Annotated in this window: 29 protein-coding genes; all 29 read left to right on the top strand. The window is 53.5% G+C overall.

Going from position 1 to position 18,862, the window contains the following annotated elements:
* Window positions 1–323: hypothetical protein (locus WC359_13515; GenBank protein ID MFA5401462.1), on the top strand; the 323-nt coding region annotated here is incomplete at its 5' end.
* 283 nt (window positions 324–606) lie between these two features.
* Window positions 607–882 carry a hypothetical protein gene (locus WC359_13510; GenBank protein ID MFA5401461.1) on the top strand — a complete coding sequence of 92 codons (276 nt, stop codon included), beginning with the start codon at window positions 607–609 and terminating at the stop codon, window positions 880–882.
* Window positions 879–1,343, top strand: a complete 465-nt coding sequence (locus tag WC359_13505) for a hypothetical protein (GenBank protein ID MFA5401460.1) — start codon at window positions 879–881, stop codon at window positions 1,341–1,343. Before WC359_13510 ends, WC359_13505 begins: the two co-directional genes overlap by 4 nt.
* A 98-nt stretch (window positions 1,344–1,441) precedes the next feature.
* The gene (locus WC359_13500) at window positions 1,442–1,894 is read left to right on the top strand and encodes a DapH/DapD/GlmU-related protein (GenBank protein ID MFA5401459.1); all 453 of its coding nucleotides are present in this window, start codon (window positions 1,442–1,444) and stop codon (window positions 1,892–1,894) included.
* Complete coding sequence (locus WC359_13495; GenBank protein ID MFA5401458.1) at window positions 1,887–2,168, top strand: hypothetical protein; 282 nt, start codon at window positions 1,887–1,889, stop codon at window positions 2,166–2,168. The genes WC359_13500 and WC359_13495 overlap by 8 nt, the downstream gene beginning before the upstream one ends.
* A gap of 695 nt (window positions 2,169–2,863) precedes the next feature.
* On the top strand, window positions 2,864–3,064 hold the full coding sequence (locus WC359_13490) for a hypothetical protein (protein ID MFA5401457.1): 201 nt from the start codon (window positions 2,864–2,866) through the stop codon (window positions 3,062–3,064).
* Window positions 3,061–3,291 (top strand): hypothetical protein, encoded by a 231-nt coding sequence (locus WC359_13485; protein MFA5401456.1) that lies wholly within the window; start codon window positions 3,061–3,063, stop codon window positions 3,289–3,291. Before WC359_13490 ends, WC359_13485 begins: the two co-directional genes overlap by 4 nt.
* Window positions 3,288–3,800, top strand: a complete 513-nt coding sequence (locus WC359_13480) for a hypothetical protein (GenBank protein MFA5401455.1) — start codon at window positions 3,288–3,290, stop codon at window positions 3,798–3,800. Before WC359_13485 ends, WC359_13480 begins: the two co-directional genes overlap by 4 nt.
* 21 nt (window positions 3,801–3,821) lie before the next feature.
* Window positions 3,822–3,998: a hypothetical protein gene (locus tag WC359_13475; GenBank protein MFA5401454.1), complete on the top strand. Its 177-nt coding sequence runs from the start codon at window positions 3,822–3,824 to the stop codon at window positions 3,996–3,998.
* A complete protein-coding gene (locus tag WC359_13470; protein MFA5401453.1) occupies window positions 3,995–4,333 on the top strand; it encodes a hypothetical protein in 339 nt (112 codons plus the stop codon). The genes WC359_13475 and WC359_13470 overlap by 4 nt, the downstream gene beginning before the upstream one ends.
* Window positions 4,330–5,592, top strand: coding sequence for a phage terminase large subunit (locus WC359_13465; protein ID MFA5401452.1), 1,263 nt, complete (start codon window positions 4,330–4,332; stop codon window positions 5,590–5,592). The genes WC359_13470 and WC359_13465 overlap by 4 nt, the downstream gene beginning before the upstream one ends.
* 86 nt (window positions 5,593–5,678) lie before the next feature.
* Window positions 5,679–6,878 carry a phage portal protein gene (locus WC359_13460; GenBank protein ID MFA5401451.1) on the top strand — a complete coding sequence of 400 codons (1,200 nt, stop codon included), beginning with the start codon at window positions 5,679–5,681 and terminating at the stop codon, window positions 6,876–6,878.
* The gene (locus WC359_13455; GenBank protein MFA5401450.1) at window positions 6,875–7,618 is read left to right on the top strand and encodes a hypothetical protein; all 744 of its coding nucleotides are present in this window, start codon (window positions 6,875–6,877) and stop codon (window positions 7,616–7,618) included. The genes WC359_13460 and WC359_13455 overlap by 4 nt, the downstream gene beginning before the upstream one ends.
* Before the next feature lie 186 nt (window positions 7,619–7,804).
* Complete coding sequence (locus tag WC359_13450; GenBank protein ID MFA5401449.1) at window positions 7,805–8,512, top strand: HK97 family phage prohead protease; 708 nt, start codon at window positions 7,805–7,807, stop codon at window positions 8,510–8,512.
* A gap of 5 nt (window positions 8,513–8,517) precedes the next feature.
* Window positions 8,518–9,753 (top strand): phage major capsid protein, encoded by a 1,236-nt coding sequence (locus WC359_13445; GenBank protein MFA5401448.1) that lies wholly within the window; start codon window positions 8,518–8,520, stop codon window positions 9,751–9,753.
* A gap of 1 nt (window position 9,754) precedes the next feature.
* On the top strand, window positions 9,755–10,195 hold the full coding sequence (locus WC359_13440) for a hypothetical protein (GenBank protein MFA5401447.1): 441 nt from the start codon (window positions 9,755–9,757) through the stop codon (window positions 10,193–10,195).
* 2 nt (window positions 10,196–10,197) lie between these two features.
* A complete protein-coding gene (locus WC359_13435; GenBank protein MFA5401446.1) occupies window positions 10,198–10,635 on the top strand; it encodes a hypothetical protein in 438 nt (145 codons plus the stop codon).
* A 92-nt stretch (window positions 10,636–10,727) separates the two neighbouring features.
* Window positions 10,728–10,958: a hypothetical protein gene (locus WC359_13430; GenBank protein ID MFA5401445.1), complete on the top strand. Its 231-nt coding sequence runs from the start codon at window positions 10,728–10,730 to the stop codon at window positions 10,956–10,958.
* Window positions 10,959–11,606, top strand: a complete 648-nt coding sequence (locus WC359_13425) for a hypothetical protein (GenBank protein MFA5401444.1) — start codon at window positions 10,959–10,961, stop codon at window positions 11,604–11,606.
* Window positions 11,603–11,947, top strand: coding sequence for a phage head closure protein (locus tag WC359_13420; GenBank protein MFA5401443.1), 345 nt, complete (start codon window positions 11,603–11,605; stop codon window positions 11,945–11,947). Before WC359_13425 ends, WC359_13420 begins: the two co-directional genes overlap by 4 nt.
* Complete coding sequence (locus WC359_13415) at window positions 11,944–13,008, top strand: hypothetical protein (GenBank protein ID MFA5401442.1); 1,065 nt, start codon at window positions 11,944–11,946, stop codon at window positions 13,006–13,008. Before WC359_13420 ends, WC359_13415 begins: the two co-directional genes overlap by 4 nt.
* A gap of 3 nt (window positions 13,009–13,011) precedes the next feature.
* Window positions 13,012–13,404: a hypothetical protein gene (locus WC359_13410; protein MFA5401441.1), complete on the top strand. Its 393-nt coding sequence runs from the start codon at window positions 13,012–13,014 to the stop codon at window positions 13,402–13,404.
* Window positions 13,404–13,904 carry a hypothetical protein gene (locus tag WC359_13405; protein MFA5401440.1) on the top strand — a complete coding sequence of 167 codons (501 nt, stop codon included), beginning with the start codon at window positions 13,404–13,406 and terminating at the stop codon, window positions 13,902–13,904. Before WC359_13410 ends, WC359_13405 begins: the two co-directional genes overlap by 1 nt.
* Window positions 13,901–14,311, top strand: coding sequence for a DUF3168 domain-containing protein (locus tag WC359_13400; GenBank protein ID MFA5401439.1), 411 nt, complete (start codon window positions 13,901–13,903; stop codon window positions 14,309–14,311). The genes WC359_13405 and WC359_13400 overlap by 4 nt, the downstream gene beginning before the upstream one ends.
* Window positions 14,312–14,313: 2 nt before the next feature.
* Window positions 14,314–14,715, top strand: a complete 402-nt coding sequence (locus tag WC359_13395) for a phage tail tube protein (GenBank protein MFA5401438.1) — start codon at window positions 14,314–14,316, stop codon at window positions 14,713–14,715.
* Between the two features lie 3 nt (window positions 14,716–14,718).
* Window positions 14,719–15,120, top strand: coding sequence for a phage tail tube protein (locus tag WC359_13390; protein MFA5401437.1), 402 nt, complete (start codon window positions 14,719–14,721; stop codon window positions 15,118–15,120).
* Window positions 15,121–15,134: 14 nt separating this feature from the next.
* On the top strand, window positions 15,135–15,476 hold the full coding sequence (locus tag WC359_13385) for a hypothetical protein (GenBank protein ID MFA5401436.1): 342 nt from the start codon (window positions 15,135–15,137) through the stop codon (window positions 15,474–15,476).
* A 265-nt stretch (window positions 15,477–15,741) separates the two neighbouring features.
* On the top strand, window positions 15,742–17,796 hold the full coding sequence (locus WC359_13380; protein MFA5401435.1) for a hypothetical protein: 2,055 nt from the start codon (window positions 15,742–15,744) through the stop codon (window positions 17,794–17,796).
* Window positions 17,797–18,862, top strand: a 1,066-nt coding sequence (locus WC359_13375) for a hypothetical protein (GenBank protein ID MFA5401434.1), incomplete at its 3' end; no start/stop codon positions are given.

The following is an 18,862-nucleotide window of genomic DNA, read 5'->3' as shown; positions in this document are numbered from 1 at the left end:
AAGTAGCTGAACGGGAGTACAAGACCATCAGCGCAATCATCTTTGCCGAATGCCGTGAAAACGGAATCTTCAGCGACATCGGAGGACCATTAACTGAAATCCATCACATCTGGTCAAGGGCGCAATGCCCCAGATGGTATGTTTTTCAGGCAGAGAACCTGGTAGCGATCAGCCAAAAACTTCACTATGCTATTCACAATAAAGCATATAGCGATATGACTGAAGCGGAAAAGGTTTATTTTGACTACTTTCGAGAGGTAAAAGAGAAACTAAAACAAGACAATGACAATTACAATCAAGGGATTACCGAAGATTTCACTTAACGACTGGTATTCAGGAACACACTGGTCAGAACGCAAACGGATCAAGGATGCTTATAAGTTGATTATCCACAGTCAGGTAAAACAGAAGTTTACCGAACCGTGTGATGTGGAATACCTGTTTGAGTTTCAGTCAAAGCCTTTAGATTGCAGTAATACTGTGGCTATGCTTAAAATGATCGAAGATTGTTTGTTCCCAAAAGATGGAATCAAGGTAGTCAGAAGCATAAAGTTGACATCAAGAAAAGGAATCGAAGATAAAGTAACAATTCAAATAACTTAGACTATGGCTTATGAACCGAGAGAAGGCGACTGTTCAATCTTTAAGAACGACAACGCCACAGGAAAACAACCACAGTACCGGGGAAGTGCTTTGATTAACGGGGAAAAGTACAAACTATCCCTTTGGATTAAGGAGGGTGCAAAGGGTAAATTCTTTTCAGGAAGGATCGAACCGGATAACTACGTTCCGGGTTTGAATCGGGGTGTTGCTGAAATTGACAGAAGCAATGCTGACGAAGTGCCTCCAAAAGATACCGATGACTTACCTTTTTTACGATGAATCCAGTATTTCAGAGGCAACCCAGGACTATCAAAGCCATCTTGGAGGAAGCCAGCCAGACGCATTTTGAGGACATGGCCTTGTCGGAACCTGTCAAGGAAGTGCTCCAGCGGGTGGTCGAGATGAGCGCCTATTCCCGCCCGGGGATCGGGTTGACGAAGGGGTTTGTGATTGACATGGTCACGCGCATCTTTAATTTGAAAAATAAGAGCTGGGTGATTTATCGGTCACGCAAACCTGAATACGTGATCCCTCGCCAGGTGTTGATCACCTGCCTGATTGATTACCTGAACTTCTCTGTTACGGATGCCGCCGCCGTCTGTGGCAAGGATCACTCTACCGGTACCCATTCCCACAAGGTCACCCATGAGACACTGGTCAATGATCGGGAGTATGGAGAGCGCGTGCGCCGTGTATTTGGAGAGTGCAGGAAGATACTGGACGCATCCAAACACCTATGAACCGTAAAACACAGATCATGAATGAATTACTAAAATCACCGCTAACCTTCTGGTTGATCTGGTTATACCAACACCTAAAACACCGTAAGCATTGCCGGATGGATTACCTCTCCCGGATCGAAGCCAGTCACATCGGACGGCACACCCGCCTGTACCGGGACGCGGTGCTGAAACACTCGGCACTGGAAGATCACTCATATATCGGGCGTGGGAGTCATGTTCAGTACGCACGGATCGGCAAGTGGTGCTCCATTGGCCCCAATGTGATGATCGGTGGAGGCGTCCACCCGACCGATCAGCAGAGCACACATCCGGAGAGGACCGGATGCTATTTCCGGGACGTGGTTATAGGGCATGACGTATGGATCGGACAGGGGGCAATCATTCTGGACGGTGTGACCATCGGCAACGGGGCTATAATCGGGTCAGGCTGTGTGGTTACACGGAATGTGAGTCCCTTCAGTATTGTTGGTGGCAACCCGATGAGAGCGATCCGCAAGCGGCCTATTCAAGATGAAACCTGGTATAAAAAAATAGAAACCCATGTTTGAAAAAATCTGTGTCGGCATTGTCTGTATCGTGATCGGGATCGTTGCCTGTGTGATCATCCTGTTTGTTCTTGACACTTGGATTACAAATACCCAGTTTAGAAAGAATATGAAGATCGGTGATATAGGGTCTGTGAAAATGGGAGACGCTGGCTATTGTGTTTGTGTTATTCATGCTATTAACGAAGGAGATAAAATAACCATTGAGGCATTAAGGCAGGTCATTGTTACTAAACGACGCATGATATATTCAGAAAAAATGGTTGTAACAGAATAACGCAAAAGGAGATTCAGACCAAGACAGACCCAATCAACTATGAATAAACTAGTCAGGAAATGGTATAACACCATCGGGGTCAAATTGCCAATCAGGAGGCGCAATCCCCTGAATGATCCTGAAGTAATTAAGCTCCTTAAGGCCGCCTGGTATGCGGGATTTTGTGGAGAGGGGTTTGACACCTTCTTAAAATCAATGCGATGAAATACAACTTTCAAATCCACGGTGAACGAAAGATCGGACAAGGTGCCTACACCGAGGACGACTGGATCATGAACAAGACCGATGAGGAGGCTAAAAAGATCATCCGGCGCTGGAAGAAACGCAAGCGGTTTGACAGCGCAAGGATCGTGAGCAAGATAACGGTCAACGAATGAACTTCACCACCCGCCACCTTCTCCGGCTCGGTCGGCCCTATAACCGCCTGTGCTGGATTCATTGGACGGAAACCGGGCTAATGGTACGGATCAGGCAGATGGTTGAGAAATACTGAAATCACTAAAACTCAATAATATGGTTAATGCGGAATGCAGAAAACTGGCTGAATCAGTAAATAATGCCAAATCAGTTCAAAATGTTATTACGGTCAGCCGGATAATTGACGAGGCTGTTAAAAAAGAAAGAGATAGTATTCGGAAATGGTTACTCGATGAGGGTTATGAACTTTTATCAGAAAAACTGTAGGAGGAACAACAATGACAAAGGCACTCTACTATGCCTTTAAATTACGCAGAACAGTCACCTATACTGATCCGATAACCGGAAAAGAGATCGAGGTAAAACCAAGCGATTGTGCCGGGTATATCCCGGTCTACGAGACTGAAGAAGAAGCCTTCAAAGAATCAGAAGGTGGGAAACATAAAATCGGTGTAATAATAATTGAGGAGGAACAATGACACCTGAACAAAGAGCAAAACTCGAAAGTGCCCTGAAATCAGCAAAAAGGGCACACAAGATCGTGGAAAGAGTACACAATGAACTCTGGATGCAATTCAAAGAAGAATGCTCCATTGAATCTACCAGGGTGCACATGACACGACAAGAAGTTGACTTTACCCGCAAGGCCGAAATGGATTTGTCAGCCGGGGCCGTTAACATCGGGCTGGCATTGGAGGTGGAATGAAGAACTTAAAAGAGTTAAAAGACAAATACCAAAACCAGGAGATCACGGTCATTGGTGCTGGTAAATCAATGGAGCGATATACCCCGGAATCCTTCTCCGAGAGGATCACGATAGGGATAAACTATGTCTATAAGCGCTTTCCGGTCACTTACACCGTGGCCCGGCACCTGGTGGTCATCCGGGAATCTCCGCCGAACCTCGTCTATCCGGAGATCACCTGCGATCTGGACGGGCTCAATGCGCCAAACATTCCCGGCTATCGCTTCGCCGATGAGCTGGTGCAGTCGGGGACAACCTCTAAGACAGCGATGGACCTGGCTCGGTACATGGGAGCCAAAAAGATCATACTGTTGGGCTGTGAGTGCTACGGCGATTACTACGAGGGCTACCCCACCGGATCAACGAACCGGGCCTGGCTGAACCAGATGCGCTACGATCAGGAACTGTTCATCGACTACCTGACGCGCCGGTACGGGGTTGTGGTTGAATGGCATAGGGAAAAGTCATAAAAAATTTGTAACTTTAAGTATATGACCTACCAGAAAGATACACGGACGGGTGCCCTGTTGGAGATCGAGGGGGAATATTACGAAGTGTCCTGCACAATGGAGGGCATGGAGGTGAATATTCAGGTGACCGGTCTGGATGAGGATCGGTTTCTCGAAAGGATCAGGGAGGAGGATGAAAAACAAAGCAAGCAGCCATGAAATACGACAAGGAGCACATTAATCCCTTGATTGAATCTCTGGAAAATGGAGAGGGAAGGGTAAATGCTTGTAAGAGAGCCAATATCAGCTATCGGTGTTTTCTGGATTGGATGGACGAGAAACATCAATTTTCTCAACAAGTAAAAAAAGCAGAGGCCAAAGGCAACGACCGGATCAAGGATATGCAGAAACGGAAGATCATTGAGGATAAGAGCTGGCAGAGCGGGGCCTGGTGGCTGGAACGCAACCATCCCGATGAGTTCCGCCTCCGGACGGAGCAACACAACACCCAACCGGTGAACCTGATCCTCTATAAGGAGGACGAGAACCTATGACAGGCAAACCATCATGGACCAAGACATCAGCCCAGAAGGCGGCGAGCGAACTCCTACGGGGGCCGGCCAACCGGATATTGTTGTCAGGAGGATCCCGGTCGGGCAAAACCTTTCTGCTGTGCTATGCAATCTTTCGCCGGGCGTACAACGAACCCGAAAGCAAGCACGCCATCGGACGACTGCACTTCACCCATGTAGTCAGCTCACTGGCCTACCAGACCATCCCGGTCATGCTCGATAAATGTTTTCCGGGCATCACCGTCACCCTGAACCGGCAGCACTGGTTTTATGAGTTACCGAATAAGTCACAGGTCTGGCTCTTTGGCTTCGACCAAAAGGAACGCATCGAGAAGATCCTGGGGACGGAATGGTCCACCATCTACCTGAACGAATGCTCGATGCTCGACTGGAACCTGGTCACGCTGTCCCTCACCCGCCTGGCTGCGAAAACCAAGCTGAAAAACAAGCTCTACCTCGACCAGAACCCGCCATCAAAATCCCATTGGACCTACAAGGTATTTCACCAGCACATCAATCCGGAGAACGGCACACACCTGAAAGACCCGGATAACTGGGTCACCCTGCTGATGAACCCGGGGGACAACCTTCAGAACCTCCCGGCTGATTACCTGACCACCCTCGATAACCTTCCTGAGCGGGCCCGCAAGCGTTTTTTATTGGGCGAGTACCAGGATGAGATTATTGGTGCTCTCTGGAACGAGACGGTCATTGACCGTAACCGGGTGGATGAGCTGCCCGACTCGATCACAAGGGTGACTATCGGGGTGGACCCGGCGGGCAGCCGGTCCGCCGATGCCGCCGAGACCGGGATCATTGTCGCCGCCAAAAGTGCCGAAGGGCATTACTATATCCTCAAGGACGCAACGGGCAAGTTCACCCCAAACGGCTGGGCTACGCGGATAGCGGCCCTGTATTACGGGCACAAAGCTGACCGTGTGGTCGCTGAAAAGAATTACGGGGGCGAGATGGTGGAGTCCACCCTGAGGACCGTGGACCCGGAGATGCGGATCCTGCCGGTGGATGCCACCCGGGGCAAGATCATCCGGGCTGAGCCGATCAGCGGGCTGTATGAGCAGGGACTGGTTCACCATGTTGGCAGTCTGCCTGAACTGGAGGACGAGATGGTGCACTTTACCGGGGAAGCCGGCCAAAAGTCACCCAACCGGCTGGATGCGATGGTCTGGGCACTTACCGACCTGATGGGAACGAAAAAAGAATTTTGGGTAACAGCAATATAAACACAATGGGAATCTTACAACGGTTAGGAATAAGAAAAATGCAGTCGGCCATGCCCGACAACGCATTACAGCGGATGTTGTTCAGCATGATCGGTAACGACCGGGTGATCTGGTCTGATCAGGACATGGAGGCACTCATCGAGGATAAGCACAATGTCAACGCGGACCTGTTCTCGGTCATTGACTTTATCACCAACGGGTTCAACAAGATCGACCTGGTGATCAAGCGCGGGGCCAAGGAGGATGCCGAGATCGTTGAGAAGGGAGAGCTCTACGACCTGATCCAGACACCCAACCCATCACAATCGCAGGATGAGTTTTTTGCCCTCGGTCTGAAGTTCAAGCTGGTCACCGGAAACTGGATGATCTGGGGACCCCGCCGGTTTGACAAGGGGCCGATCATCGAGCTCTGGAACCTGCCCTCGCAGTACACCAAGATCCTGTCTGGCGGGTGGGCTAAGCCGGTCAAGGGCTTTACGTTGGAGGTGATCTCCGGGCGAAGCATCCCGCTCAATGTTGAAGAGGTATTGCACATCAGGGAACCCAACCTGTCCTACAACGGGCAAGGCGAGGAACTGTATGGGATGTCACGCCTGAAACCAGGGAGCTATCCGGTCGACATCAATAATTCAGCGCAGACAGCTGAAAAAGCCCGGTTCGATAACCGGGGAGCCGCCGGGTTCCTGACCGTGCTTGGGGCCGACAGCGCCAAAGAGGGACTTAAGGCCAGCCAGGACATCAAGAACCAGGTCCGGCGCCAGGCTAAAGGATCGGAGAACGAGGGCGCCCTGGTGGCAACGGGCTATGATGTCAAGTTCACCCCGACCACCGTGAGCGCGGTTGATCTCGGGGTGTTCGAGGGACAGCGGCGCACGCTGCATCAGTTATGCAACCTTTACCATATCCCTCCCATCCTGTTCGATCCGACGGTGGCGAACACGTACAACAATATCCGCGAGGCCCAGAAGGACGCCTATCGCAACGCGGTGATACCGGAGGTTCAGCAGTTCTGCACGGACTTTAATCGCTGGATCGGTGACAGCTATAAGGGAGAGTGGATTGACTTTGACACTTCCGGGATCGAGTGCCTGCAATCCGATCAGCAGGCCATGGCCGCCTGGCTGAATACCGCCTGGTGGATGACACCCAACCAGAAGTTGGCCGCACAGGGGTTGCCCCTGTCCGATGACCCGGAAATGGACAAGGTGTATATCCCATCCAGCCTGATCCCCCTGGTGGATGAGCCGATACCCGAGGCACTGAAATCAATCCGGGACTACCGATGAGAAGGGGACGCTGGATCGTGCGGGAACGAAAGGTCTTTGAACGCAAGTACCAGCGCGTGATGCGACGGGCGTTACTCGATCAGATCAAACCGGTGCTGGAATGGACTGATTATGCCGGTTATGAGGACCGGGTGGACCGGGCTATCCGTGAGGAGCCCATCCGGGAGGCCATGGAAAAGCTGTATGAGGACACGGCCACCTATTTTGCCCGCCGACAGACGGAGCGCCTCAGCAAAGCCGAGGGGGATGTCTGGCTCGATCAGGTCCGGCGGTTTGTCCGTACGAAGGTTGGCGACCGGATCACCTGGATCACCCAGGAGACCGGGCGGCTGATCATAGATGCTATCCGGGCCTCGATTGAATACTATGGGGCACTGGCCGGGGGCGGGACTACCACCCTGACGGATGCGATCAAGGAAGATTTGCGGTCTGAGTATGGGGAGATCGCCCGCTGGCGTGCCATGCGGATCGCACAGACCGAGACCATGACGGCCCAGAACTATGGCTCCCGCATGGCTGCCGAGTCCTGGGGGGTGGAGCTGACCAAGAGCTGGATGGTGTCTGGTGTCAACACACGGGAGAGCCACTACCAGGCACAGGCCGATAACCAGCAGATACCCATGGACCAGCCGTTCATCGTGTCGGGCCATGACTGTGACCAGCCGGGCGATCCCTCGCTACCGGCTGATGAAGTAATCAACTGTGGCTGTTACATCGTCTATGAGCCATTAAGGGAATAAGTGCTTGTGTTTTTCATGGAGGGTTTAGGTTGAGCCCCTGGGAGAGGTCCCGGGGGCTTTTTTATGCCAATCTATCAACACAACCACCAACCTTATCAACGGAAACCACAAACCGATTACCAAGTAGGTAACTTTATAACCACAAGCGCCAACCTGACCCCTCCCTACGATTAAAAGTCAGCGTATATGGGAGGCAGTCTGTTACAAAAAGCCGGGGGAATCCTTAAAGACGTAGACCTGAAAACCAGGACCGTTGCTGGTTATTTCTCCATTTTCGATCAAGTAGACACCGACAATGACATTATCCTGCCGGGTGCCTATGCGAAATCCATTCGTGAACGCGGGCCGCAAGGTAAGAACCGGATCTATCACCTATGGATGCACTGGACCGATAGCATCCTGTCTAAGCCAAAGGAGCTCAAGGAGGATAACACCGGGCTGTTTTTTGTCTCTGAATTTGCCCCCGAGGACAAACAGACCAACCTACAAAAGGACGTCCTACGCCTGTATGACCAAGGGTTGCTGACAGAGCACTCGGTTGGCTTCCAGATCGAGCAGAGCGAGAAGCGGGAGGACGGCGTTCAGCTCATCAAGGAGATCAAGCTATGGGAGGGTTCGACCGTGACCTGGGGAGCCCAGGAGCTGGCCCGGACCACCGAGGTCAAATCCATGGATAAGCCCGTACTCATGGACCGGCTGGACCGGCTGATCAAGGCACTCCATGAGGGGTACTTCACCGACGAGACCTACCAGGCATTGGAATATGAAATGACCATCATCAAGCAATCGCTCGAATCACTCGAACAGGCGGCCGCACAGAGCACCGCCGAGATCACCGAGCCGACCGACGAGGATCTGCTGAAGATGTTTCGCAACAAGTTACAATTCAATTAATTAACATGACACCGGAAGAAAAAAAGGAATTAGCTACCACACTGGCAACCGAAGTCAACCAGGCGTTTGCCGCCAAGGAGGCCGGACTGCTTAGTAAGGTAAAAGAGCTCACGGACGCTATTGAGGCCAAGATGGCCGACAAGGCCTTGTTCGATGAGTTCCAGAAACAGCTCGATGCTGTGACTGTCGCCGTCAAGAAATTTGACGTGGAAGGGGATGAGCGCAAGTCGATCTCCCAGCAGATCAAAGACTGCCTGAATACCAACGAGTTCAAGTCGATGGCTGAGATTGCCAAAAAGGGCAACCAGCCCGACCGGCCGTTTGTGATGAACCTGAAGGTCGAGTCTCAGATGACTGAGATAGCCGCCACGGCTGCCGTTACGGGTTATATACCTCCTCCGATGTACGCTCCCGGGGTGGCAATAGGACCCTACCGCCAACCCTTCCTCAGGGACATCATCAATAACCTACAGACCGAGAGCAACTCGATCTGGTGGATCGAAGAAAGCTCCCGGACGGACGGATCGGCCTTCGGAGCCGAGGCATCAGTCTATGGACAGGGCGAACACAAGCTCTACCAGCGCAGTATGCCGGTTGAACGAGTGGCTGAATACATGAAGATCTCCGATGAGATGTTCACGGATATCCCGTATATGCAGAGCCTGATGAGCAATAAGCTAATGAAGGACCTGGCCCTGAAGATCGATGCCAACATCCTGACCGGATCGGGCACCCCGCCCGCCCTGAAGGGATGGGATCAGTACATCACGGCTTATGCCGCTCCAACGGGTATGGCCCTGAACATTGTCGAGCCGAATTACATCGACCTGCTGGTAGCCGCCATCACACAGGTGAGGGCGGCCTATCAGGTGCCTAACTACGTTGTCCTCAACCCGGTGGATTCTGCCCTGCTAAAGATGCAAAAGGACAAGGACGGCGCCTATGTCAACGCCCCGTTCATGCAGGGTCCCGGGTTCTACATCGACGGCATCCCGGTAATCAGCAACTTCGGCGTTACCCAGGGCACGTTCTACGTGGTAGATTCGACCAAGTCGAACTTCGCCATGCGTAAAGAGATCGAGATCCGGCTGTGGGATCAGAACTCCACCGATCCGATCTACGGGCTAAAGACTATCACGGCCGTGGCCCGGTGCGCTCACTGGATCGCCACGATTGACGCCACCGCCTTTGTCAGTGGATCGCTGAGCCAGGCTAACCTGAACGCCTTAACCCGTCCGTAAGATGAGACGGCTTGTAATCCTTCTGATGGTCGGGCTGCTCTCCGGAGCAGCCTTCGGCCAGACAGCGATCAACGGGTATTATAAGACCTTCGCCGGTACAGCCGCAGACACCCTGACAGCCTCCGTGACCAAGGCCTATACCTTGGACATGGGCTATACGGGCAGCTGGCAGGGCAAGGTCTATGACTATACCATCCAGCTGTTCAGCGACTATGTCAGCGGGACCTCCACGTTCACCGTCAAGCTCTATGAGAGCGTGGACGGAACGAACTGGACGGCCACGGCACTGGATTCACTGAGCAAGGTGCACGCTTCGGATTTTAATTATGTCAAGACGATGAGCTCGCGAACAGCCCGGTACATCAAGGTATCGGCCATTGCGACCTCGGCGACGCAGAAATCCAGCCTGTACGGGTACATCTCGGTCGGTAAACACTATTAACCATGAAAAGGCTCGTCCTATTGCTGCTCCTGGTCCTGCCGCTGATAGCGGTGGGCCAGACGGTTGTCAACGGCAACTACAAGGCTTTCGCCGGGACGGCCGCCGATACCCTGACCACGGGAGTAACTAAAAGTTACACCCTGGATCTGGGAGCGACCGGCGCATGGTCCGGCAAGGTGTATGATATCACGATCCAGGTATGGAACGACTATGTCAGCGACAGCCTGAAATTCACAACCAAGGTCTATCACTCGGTGGATGGGACTCACTGGAACGCTACCGCTACCGATAGCTCCGATTTGGTTCTATCCAAGGCCGACCAGGTCTACTATAAGACCATTGAGGCCCAGAGTGCCCGGTATTGGAAGGTCAGTCAGATCGCCGAGACCGAGGATCAGAAGTCGAAGATTAACGGCTATGTCTATTTGAATAAGCATTAAGAAACGAAAGGGTAAGGGGGGCCCCGCCCTAAACAACTTCCAGGTTTCGTTAGGGGTCAGCAGTGGCCCCCCGCCTTTTTAACAAGCAGAAAATGAAAAAAGTACGATTTACCAGAGTGTACGGGGTTCGCAACCAGGGCGAGATACGGTCTTATCCCGATCAGTTCGCCGATTGGCTGGTGGAGATCCATGTGGCCGAGTTGTATATAGATCCCCAACCACTACCAGCTAAGACGGTGAAAGCGCCGGAGAAAAAACTCAAGGAAGCCAAACCGGTGGCCAAGATTTCTAAACAGGAAAAAGGTAAACGGGTAACCAAATAAATGCAGCGGATCGATTATTCACGGACCACTACTGCCACGGTACCCGACACGGCCACGGTGAATACCGGATCGACCTATTACGAGTGCGTCGACCTGGCCACCGCCGTTAACTACCTCAAACAGAACTATGGCAGCGTGACCATTGAGGACTCACTCATCAAGACGCTGATTGTGGCTGCCCGTCACTGGATCGAGGAGCACACCAAGCGGGCCATTGTCCGGCAGACGGTGGTCCTGTATGTCCACGATGACGAGCAACAGGTTCTGGAGATCAGCCTTCCGTTCTACCCGGTTGTGTTGACAAGCTCAGATGTGACGAGCGTCAAGCGGGTGGATTATGAAGGGACCGAAACCACGCTGGCCCGCAATACCGATTACTACATCGAAGGGCTGAACGCCCTCCGGGTAACGCTTTCAAAGACCTGGTCAACGGGTGCCATCGGGGGTGCCGGGAGCCAGGGGATCAAGATCACCTATGAGGCCGGGTATGCGACGATTGCCGATATACCCAAGCCGATGGTCCTGGCTATCCTGAAGCTGATGGCCGAGAGCTATATCAACCGGGAATCCTCGGTTGACTGGGGCATTAATACCGTCCCGTTTGACGTGATCAAGCTATTAGCGCCTTATACAGACCTCTACCTATGAGACAGCCACGCACACGATTAGGAGGATACAGGGAGCGGATCGCATTCTGGAACACTACCCTGACAACTGACTCGATCGGTGGATCGACCGAATCCACGCCCGCCAGCGCTTTGGGGACCAGCTGGGCCCGGGTCGAGCCCATGACCGGACAGCGCTCATTGGAATACACCGCCATTACCGGGTTCCAGGGCTATGTGTTTACCCTGCCCTACCGGAGTGACATCACCATTGATACCACCCGCCGGATTGTCTATAACAGCCGGACCTTCCAAATCACCTCGGTCAGCATACCGGATGAAGCCAGGCAGGAATTACAAATCATCGCATACGAAAAGAAATGAAAAAACTTATCCTTATTGCAACGGCCCTGTTACCCCTGGCGACCTTCGCTCAGGTGGTCAGGCCCTTGTCAGTCACGCGGGTCCAGGCAATCACTCTGGACACCATCACATCCAACCATATCGCCAGCAATACAGCGGCCATTACAACCATCTCCTCCGGGGAGTGGAATGGTACGGTCATTGCCGGGCAGTACGGCGGTACGGGTGTGGCCAATACCGGTAAGACGATCACGCTGGGTCATAACCTGATAACGGCTGGCGCCTATGCGTTGACGCTCACACAGACGAACACAACCAACGTCACCCTGCCGACCACTGGCACGCTCGCCACGTTGGCCGGGGCAGAGGCCTTGTCGAACAAAACAAGTATCAACCTGGTAGAGATCACGGCCCCCGCTCACGGTGCCGAGCTCGAACTGAGTGATTATTCAAAACTGACCCTTACGGGAGGGGACACGGTTGCCCTGACCACATCGGCGAACACAACCCTGACGCTTCCGACCACCGGTACATTGGCGACACTGGCCGGAGCCGAAGCCTTTACCAATAAGCTCAGCTATAACAAAGTAAAAATTACTGCACCCTCTACCGGTGCGGAATTGGCGTTAAGTGATCTATCCAAACTGGCCTTGACCGGAGGGGACACATTGACATTCACTACCAGCGCAAATAGTTCATTAACCCTTCCTACGACCGGCACATTGATGACACTGGGAGGGGCCGAGACGGTGACGGGCGTCAAGAAGTTTACCGGTCATAACCTGTATTACGGTGAGATCCTGACCGCCACCGACACCCTGGCGCTGGCAGCTGACACTCACTACACGGTGCTGGCGGATGCCACCTCGAGCGCGATCCTGTTGACCCTCCCGGCTGCGGCTTCCAGTGAGGGTGCGATCATCCGGGTTAAGTGTATTAATGCTGATGCTGAGGTGAAGATCATCACAGCAGGAGGTACGATCGATGCCACAGCGGGAGCAACCGGGATTACCCTATCCGTTTGGGACGGACGAGAGTTTATGTCTAACGGAACCAACTGGTATATCATTACAAAGTTCTAAGCCATGAAAAAAATACTGATCCTCTTACTGTTATCCCTTTCACTCGCTGCGCAGGCGCAGAACCGGAAGGTGATCACGGAGGTATTCACCGACCTGGCCATCGCCGACAGTACGACGACATACACGATGGATAACAGCTATCAGTGGGCGTTCCAGCTCGTCTGGTCAGGTGGAACAGGCACGCTCGACGGAACGGTGGCCCTATATGTGAGCAACTATCCGACATCGAACTATATCCTGTATGATACCTATGCGACGACAACCCTGAGCAAAGCAACGGGTAACTGGCTGTTTTCAGATACCAACATGACCTTCCAGTATTTCCGGGTCATCGTGACCAAAAATAACATGACCGGGGGAACCTTGACGGGTAAACTCATTCGGATGAAAAACTGATGTTAACGGTCAGTGTCACCGGGACCGCACAGGTCAATGCCAACCTGATACAGATTGAGAGCCGACTGCACCAAGAGATCGAGAAGGAGCTGACACGCAGCGCCGCCACGGTGCTGGCCGATGCCCAGCGTAACGCCCCCAAAGCCTGGGGGAACCTGGCTCGAGGAGGCAAGATGATCCAGAAGCCCGGAAGCCGGGAGGTCCTGTTCAATGCCAACTATGCCGCCGCGGCCGAGTTTGGGCGCAAGCCTGGCAAATGGCCTCCCTTTCAGGCGATCCTGGACTGGGTACACAAAAGGGGGCTGGCAGGCGTATATGCCGCCACTTCACGCCGGAGGATCGGATCCACCGAGCGGATGATGAGTGAGGACCGGCCGTTGGCGTTCCTGATCCAGCGGTCGATCGGCAAGAAAGGCACCCGACCACACCCGTTCCTGTTCCCGGCCTTCGAGAAAGAGAGGCCCCGATTGATTGAACGCCTGAAAACCCTTGCCAGATGAAAGACCCCGGGACCCAGATATTGTCTGCCTTTTATACTGCCCTGAACGGCCACACCACCCTGACGGTATACACGATGGTCCCGCCCAACACGGCCTTTAATTATATCTGGATCGGGGACATCACCAACAACGAGGAAGGGTGCAAGGACCGCTATATCTCCAATGCCACGGTGGCCATCGACATCGTCAAGGGCTACGTGGACCAGGGAAGCAAAAAGGCCGTCGAGGATGAGGCCGGAACAATAGCCGGACATATCCGGACGGCAGTTGGCGCCGGACTCACGATGACCGGGTTCACGATGCACGTCTGTGTGCTGGACTCAACCAATGACATGGTCGAGGAGACCGAGACACAAAAGATTTTTCATAAAATTTTACGATACAGAATGATAATTGAGGAGACATAACTATGGCAGCAATTAACGGAACGCTGATATTTTTCAGCAACGAAACAGCGGCACTCGTCGGCCAGCTGGATGGCTCGATCGGGGGCAGTGCCGATCAGCTGGATGCAACCACCAAGGACTCGACGGATGCCGCCAAGGTGTACGTCTCGGGCGAGACCGAGTGGCACGGTACCGTCACGGCCCTGTTTGACATGACCGGGGACCTGACGCTGGACGATGTGATCGACGCGCTCAAGGCGGGGACAAAATGGACCTGCAAGTTCGGACAAGTGGTTACCGGCAAGGCCTTTTTGACCGGCTATGGCTATGTCAAGAGTTGGAACTGGAATGGTCCTAAGAACGCGATGGCCAATATCGCGGTTGAATTTCAGGGCACAGCAGCAATTAACACTGATACAGTATAAACTATGGCAGCAATTAACGGAACCCTGTGTGTGCTGAAATTCGGCACCACATTACTGACTGGGCAGCTTGACGGGACACTTGGCGGGTCGGCTGATATGCTTGATGCCACCACTAAGGATTCGACCGGCAAGGCCAAGGAATATATCTCCGGAGAGACTGAATTTCATGGAACAGTCACGGCTCTCTATGAGCACTCGGCAACGGCCAACCTGGCCAAGATCGTCGCCGACATCAGCGCCGGGACGCAGTGGACCATCAAGTTCGGCCAGACGACCACCGGCGGGAGATATTATACCGGCACAGCGAACATCAAGAGCTGGAACTGGGCCGCGCCGAAAAACGCGCTCAGCCAGATCTCCCTGGAGGTCCAGGGAAGCGCCGTCATGACTCAGGCAACCGCATAAATTCATTATCACCCATGAACCAACTACGCGGATATTACGAGGCAGAGATCGACGGCACACCGGTTGGATTCCGGTTCAACACGAACTGTTTTCGCTTATACAGTGAGATGCACGGACTGGAGCTGGCCGAGATCGACACGATCATTGGAACGGACAAGATACGCGACCTGATCTGGTGTGCCGGTAAGACCTGTGCCGACCTGCAAGGTAAGGAGTGGTCCTTTACCCTTCTGGAGATCGAGGACTGGATTGATTATGCGGACGATACGGTAATGGAGGGCATGACCAGGGCGCTCAACTCGACTAAGATATTTGGGCAGGAGATACGATCCGGGAGTGAACCGCCAAAAAACTGACCTGGGCGGAGCTCTATGCGCTGGCAATCAGCGAGGGTCTTCGCCCAGCAGAGTTTTGGGAACTGACATTTTGGGAATTAAACGAGTATCTGAAAGGCCGTAACCTCGAGGAGCAGAATCAATGGGCGCACACCCGGCTGATTGTAGCTGCACTCACCGGCAAGGCACCCAAGGAGATCGTCCTGCTGCCTGAGATAGACAAAGGAGAGGAGAAGGTTCAATGGACGCCCGAGTTGGCCGAACAGACACTTAAACATTTTGGCGAATGGCCGACGTAGGATCTATATTTGTAAAATTCTTGTCCGACACCAGCGGGTTCAAGAAGGGCAACGCCGAGGTTCAGCAGGGAATCAATACCACACAAAAGGCAGCGACCGGTTTTGGTACAGCCATGAAGGCGCTGGGTCCCCTGATCGCCGGGGCTTTCTCGGTTACCGCCGTGGTAGCTTTTGGGAAAGCCACGGTTCAGGCCTGGGACGAGAGCGAGCGGGCCGCCGCCAAGCTGCTGGCTGTCACCAAGGGCAATAAAGCAGAGACCGACCGGCTGATCGCCAATGCCGGTGTCCTGCAAGGTAAAACCCTCTTTAACGACGAGGATATCCAGAACGCCCAGCTGATGCTCAAATCGCTGGGGCTGACCTCAGATCAGATCATCCGGATCACCCCTCTGGTAGCTGACCTGGCTACCAAGATGGACACGGATCTCGGGAGCGCGGGTAACCTGGTGGCCAAGTCGATCGGATCATCCACTAATGCTCTGGCCCGGTACGGGGTTGAGATCGAGGGGGCAGCCGGATCCTCCGAGCGGTTTGATTCAGCGGTAGCCGGATTGACCCGCCAGGTCGAAGGGCTGGCCGAGGCGGCCGCGGGTGCCGGTGTGGGATCGGCCCGGCAGTTCAAGAACGCCTGGGATGATGTCAAGGAGCTGATCGGCGGATCGCTGGGTCCAGGTATGGCAGCCTTTTCCAGGAACCTCAAGGCGACAATCGAACAGCTCAGCGGAGCGGGCAAAACCAATTATTCCACCACCCTGAAGGAGCAGGCCCGGGCGGCATTGGAAGGGGCTGAATCCACCGAGGAAGCCAACCGTCGGCTCGAGCAGCAAAAGAAACTGATCGAGGAAAATATCACCGCACTGGAGACCCGGCGCAAGGAAATAAATAACACACCCATCAAAGGATGGGAGCTGGCTAAACATGATGATCTCAACGCTCAGCTGAAAGAGACGAAGGCCCAGCTCAAAGGAGCCGAGCAGGCCATCAAGGATATTAATGACGTGATCAAGGCGGGCACCGCCATGGAATGGGTGCCGGTCAAGGCAGAGATGATCGCCAACGCGATCGACACCATCGGTGAGATGGAGGAGGAGATCAAGGGGCTGCAGGACCGGCAAAGGACCGAGAGTGAGGAAGTGGCTAAGATCACCCAGCTGGAGATCAACGGCTGGCAGGCCAAGATTGATGCGATCAAGAGTTACGGCAAGGAGAGCAAGCTGACCGAGGCCGACATCAAGGCGCTTAATGAACTGCACCGGGACCAGGCCGGACTGATCAGCAACGTCAACCTCCAGGTGGATCTGTACCGGGATGCCCTCGAGCATGCGGGCACACAAGACGAGATCGACAGGATGTCAATCCTTATTTTGCGCCTCGAGGCGACACGTAAAGCCTATGAGGAGGCCGGGCGGATGATCGCCCAGAAACCACTGGCCCTGCCTTCATCAGTGGGTACGGTGGTCACGAACAAACAGCTCGCTCCTAATACCTACGATCCGGCAAAGGCGTTGGATGAATATAACCGGGCCATCGCTGAATCCAAGCGGATCACGGTTGATTTCACGAATATGGCGGTCGGAGGATTTCAGGATATTGCCGTTGCCATCGGCCAGCTGGCCAGCGGTGAGACATCCATCCAGGGATTCTTTGCCAACATACTCAAGGCGATCGCCCGGTTCATGCAGGAATTTGGGGCCGCCATGATCGCAGCCGCCGCCGCCAAGATAGAATTTGAGGCCTCGTTCATTGCCAATACACCGCTGGCTATTGCCACGGGCATAGGATTGGTGGCCGCTGGAACAGCCCTGTATGGAGTGGCCAACAAGGGGATCAGGAGTTATGCCGAGGGCGGTATTGTCTATGGACCTACCATCGCCCAGATCGGTGAATATCCCGGGGCCAGGAGCAATCCGGAAGTGGTGGCTCCCCTGTCTAAACTCGAGAACATCTTTGGCTCAAAAAGCATCCAGGGCGAGTTCCGGGTCCGTGGCCGTGATCTGGTCTATGTGCTCGGCGAGGAGATGAATTTCAATAACCGGACCTAAGTGGCCTACACGGACAAAATAGCAACCATCACTTTCAAATCAGTTCAATTCGGGCTGGTGTATGTGATCGACATCTATGACCGGGACACCTATGCCGGCGACGTGATCGACCTGGTGCTGACCGGCCAGCCTGCTTTTCTCCGGTATGGAGGAAAGGGCATCCTGCTGAGCGGGAAGCATGGCAGCGAGCTGACCATTAACATACTGGCCTCTCCGTCGGATGATTACGATTGGATCAAGACGGGTGACTCGACGAAATACTTAGTCGAGCTGACCCGGAGCACCATTAGTATCTGGAAGGGCTATGTCCTGCCCGGATCGGTGGTGGAAGATTACCTCCCATACCGGGTAATCTCGGTGATAGCCACCGATCGGCTTGGGTTGCTGGGAGACACTCCCTATCTGGATGAACTGATTGGTTATCCGGTACAGGGAACAGAGAGTATGTTGACCAGCCTGAGGAGGGTGTTAAATGGGACAGGTATCTCCCTGCCTGTCCGATCATCGGTCAATTTGTTCGATACGGCTATGAACGTAACGGCAAATGATGATCCGTTGGTTCAGGCGTTTACCCGACAGGAGCGGTTTATGGATGTTGACCTGAACCCCTCGAGCATGGCAACGGTGTTGGATGCCCTGCTCGAAACCATGGATATACGGGCGTTTCAATCCTGTGGGTACTGGTATCTGATCCGCACCATAGAATATGCCTCTGCTGATCTGGCTTGTCGGGACTTCAATGTCTCTACCGGCGCACTCATCCAAAACGTCAGCTTGTCGGTCCAGCAGACAGCGGTCACACCACCCAACTTCGTGCAGGGTACTTTCTATCTGTTAAAGGGTACTCAGGTGGAGAACACCCTCGGACTGAAAAGGATTTCCATCGTCGAAAACAACGCCCTGAAACCCTCGGCGTTGACCGCCTATAACTTTCCGGCAAAAGAGTTTGTTTCAGGCGCACCACGTCATTTTACTATTTCAGCAACAAGTGGTTGGAAGATGATCAATAATAACGATGCTTGCCTAATGTTTTGTCCACATGCAGATTGGGTCAATGGTCAATATT

It is taken from the genome of Dehalococcoidia bacterium (assembly GCA_041653995.1).
Classification (GTDB): domain Bacteria; phylum Chloroflexota; class Dehalococcoidia; order GIF9; family UBA5629; genus CAIMUM01.
The sequence above is the reverse complement of the archived record's forward strand: the minus strand, read 5'-3'. Positions and strand labels throughout refer to the sequence as shown.

Bases quoted from the DNA above. Each gene is read 5' to 3' on its own strand.
- WC359_13390 (MFA5401437.1), top strand. From the start codon at position 14,719: ATGGCAGCAATTAACGGAACCCTGTGTGTGCTGAAATTCGGCACCACA.
- WC359_13400 (MFA5401439.1), top strand. From the start codon at position 13,901: ATGAAAGACCCCGGGACCCAGATATTGTCTGCCTTTTATACTGCCCTG.
- WC359_13460 (MFA5401451.1), top strand. From the start codon at position 5,679: ATGATCGGTAACGACCGGGTGATCTGGTCTGATCAGGACATGGAGGCA.
- WC359_13500 (MFA5401459.1), top strand. From the start codon at position 1,442: ATGGATTACCTCTCCCGGATCGAAGCCAGTCACATCGGACGGCACACC.
- WC359_13490 (MFA5401457.1), top strand. From the start codon at position 2,864: ATGACAAAGGCACTCTACTATGCCTTTAAATTACGCAGAACAGTCACC.
- WC359_13510 (MFA5401461.1), top strand. From the start codon at position 607: ATGGCTTATGAACCGAGAGAAGGCGACTGTTCAATCTTTAAGAACGAC.
- WC359_13435 (MFA5401446.1), top strand. From the start codon at position 10,198: ATGAAAAGGCTCGTCCTATTGCTGCTCCTGGTCCTGCCGCTGATAGCG.
- WC359_13485 (MFA5401456.1), top strand. From the start codon at position 3,061: ATGACACCTGAACAAAGAGCAAAACTCGAAAGTGCCCTGAAATCAGCA.
- WC359_13450 (MFA5401449.1), top strand. From the start codon at position 7,805: ATGGGAGGCAGTCTGTTACAAAAAGCCGGGGGAATCCTTAAAGACGTA.
- WC359_13445 (MFA5401448.1), top strand. From the start codon at position 8,518: ATGACACCGGAAGAAAAAAAGGAATTAGCTACCACACTGGCAACCGAA.
- WC359_13395 (MFA5401438.1), top strand. From the start codon at position 14,314: ATGGCAGCAATTAACGGAACGCTGATATTTTTCAGCAACGAAACAGCG.
- WC359_13410 (MFA5401441.1), top strand. From the start codon at position 13,012: ATGAAAAAAATACTGATCCTCTTACTGTTATCCCTTTCACTCGCTGCG.
- WC359_13465 (MFA5401452.1), top strand. From the start codon at position 4,330: ATGACAGGCAAACCATCATGGACCAAGACATCAGCCCAGAAGGCGGCG.
- WC359_13495 (MFA5401458.1), top strand. From the start codon at position 1,887: ATGTTTGAAAAAATCTGTGTCGGCATTGTCTGTATCGTGATCGGGATC.
- WC359_13480 (MFA5401455.1), top strand. From the start codon at position 3,288: ATGAAGAACTTAAAAGAGTTAAAAGACAAATACCAAAACCAGGAGATC.
- WC359_13425 (MFA5401444.1), top strand. From the start codon at position 10,959: ATGCAGCGGATCGATTATTCACGGACCACTACTGCCACGGTACCCGAC.
- WC359_13405 (MFA5401440.1), top strand. From the start codon at position 13,404: ATGTTAACGGTCAGTGTCACCGGGACCGCACAGGTCAATGCCAACCTG.
- WC359_13440 (MFA5401447.1), top strand. From the start codon at position 9,755: ATGAGACGGCTTGTAATCCTTCTGATGGTCGGGCTGCTCTCCGGAGCA.
- WC359_13420 (MFA5401443.1), top strand. From the start codon at position 11,603: ATGAGACAGCCACGCACACGATTAGGAGGATACAGGGAGCGGATCGCA.
- WC359_13455 (MFA5401450.1), top strand. From the start codon at position 6,875: ATGAGAAGGGGACGCTGGATCGTGCGGGAACGAAAGGTCTTTGAACGC.
- WC359_13380 (MFA5401435.1), top strand. From the start codon at position 15,742: ATGGCCGACGTAGGATCTATATTTGTAAAATTCTTGTCCGACACCAGC.
- WC359_13505 (MFA5401460.1), top strand. From the start codon at position 879: ATGAATCCAGTATTTCAGAGGCAACCCAGGACTATCAAAGCCATCTTG.
- WC359_13475 (MFA5401454.1), top strand. From the start codon at position 3,822: ATGACCTACCAGAAAGATACACGGACGGGTGCCCTGTTGGAGATCGAG.
- WC359_13430 (MFA5401445.1), top strand. From the start codon at position 10,728: ATGAAAAAAGTACGATTTACCAGAGTGTACGGGGTTCGCAACCAGGGC.
- WC359_13415 (MFA5401442.1), top strand. From the start codon at position 11,944: ATGAAAAAACTTATCCTTATTGCAACGGCCCTGTTACCCCTGGCGACC.
- WC359_13470 (MFA5401453.1), top strand. From the start codon at position 3,995: ATGAAATACGACAAGGAGCACATTAATCCCTTGATTGAATCTCTGGAA.
- WC359_13385 (MFA5401436.1), top strand. From the start codon at position 15,135: ATGAACCAACTACGCGGATATTACGAGGCAGAGATCGACGGCACACCG.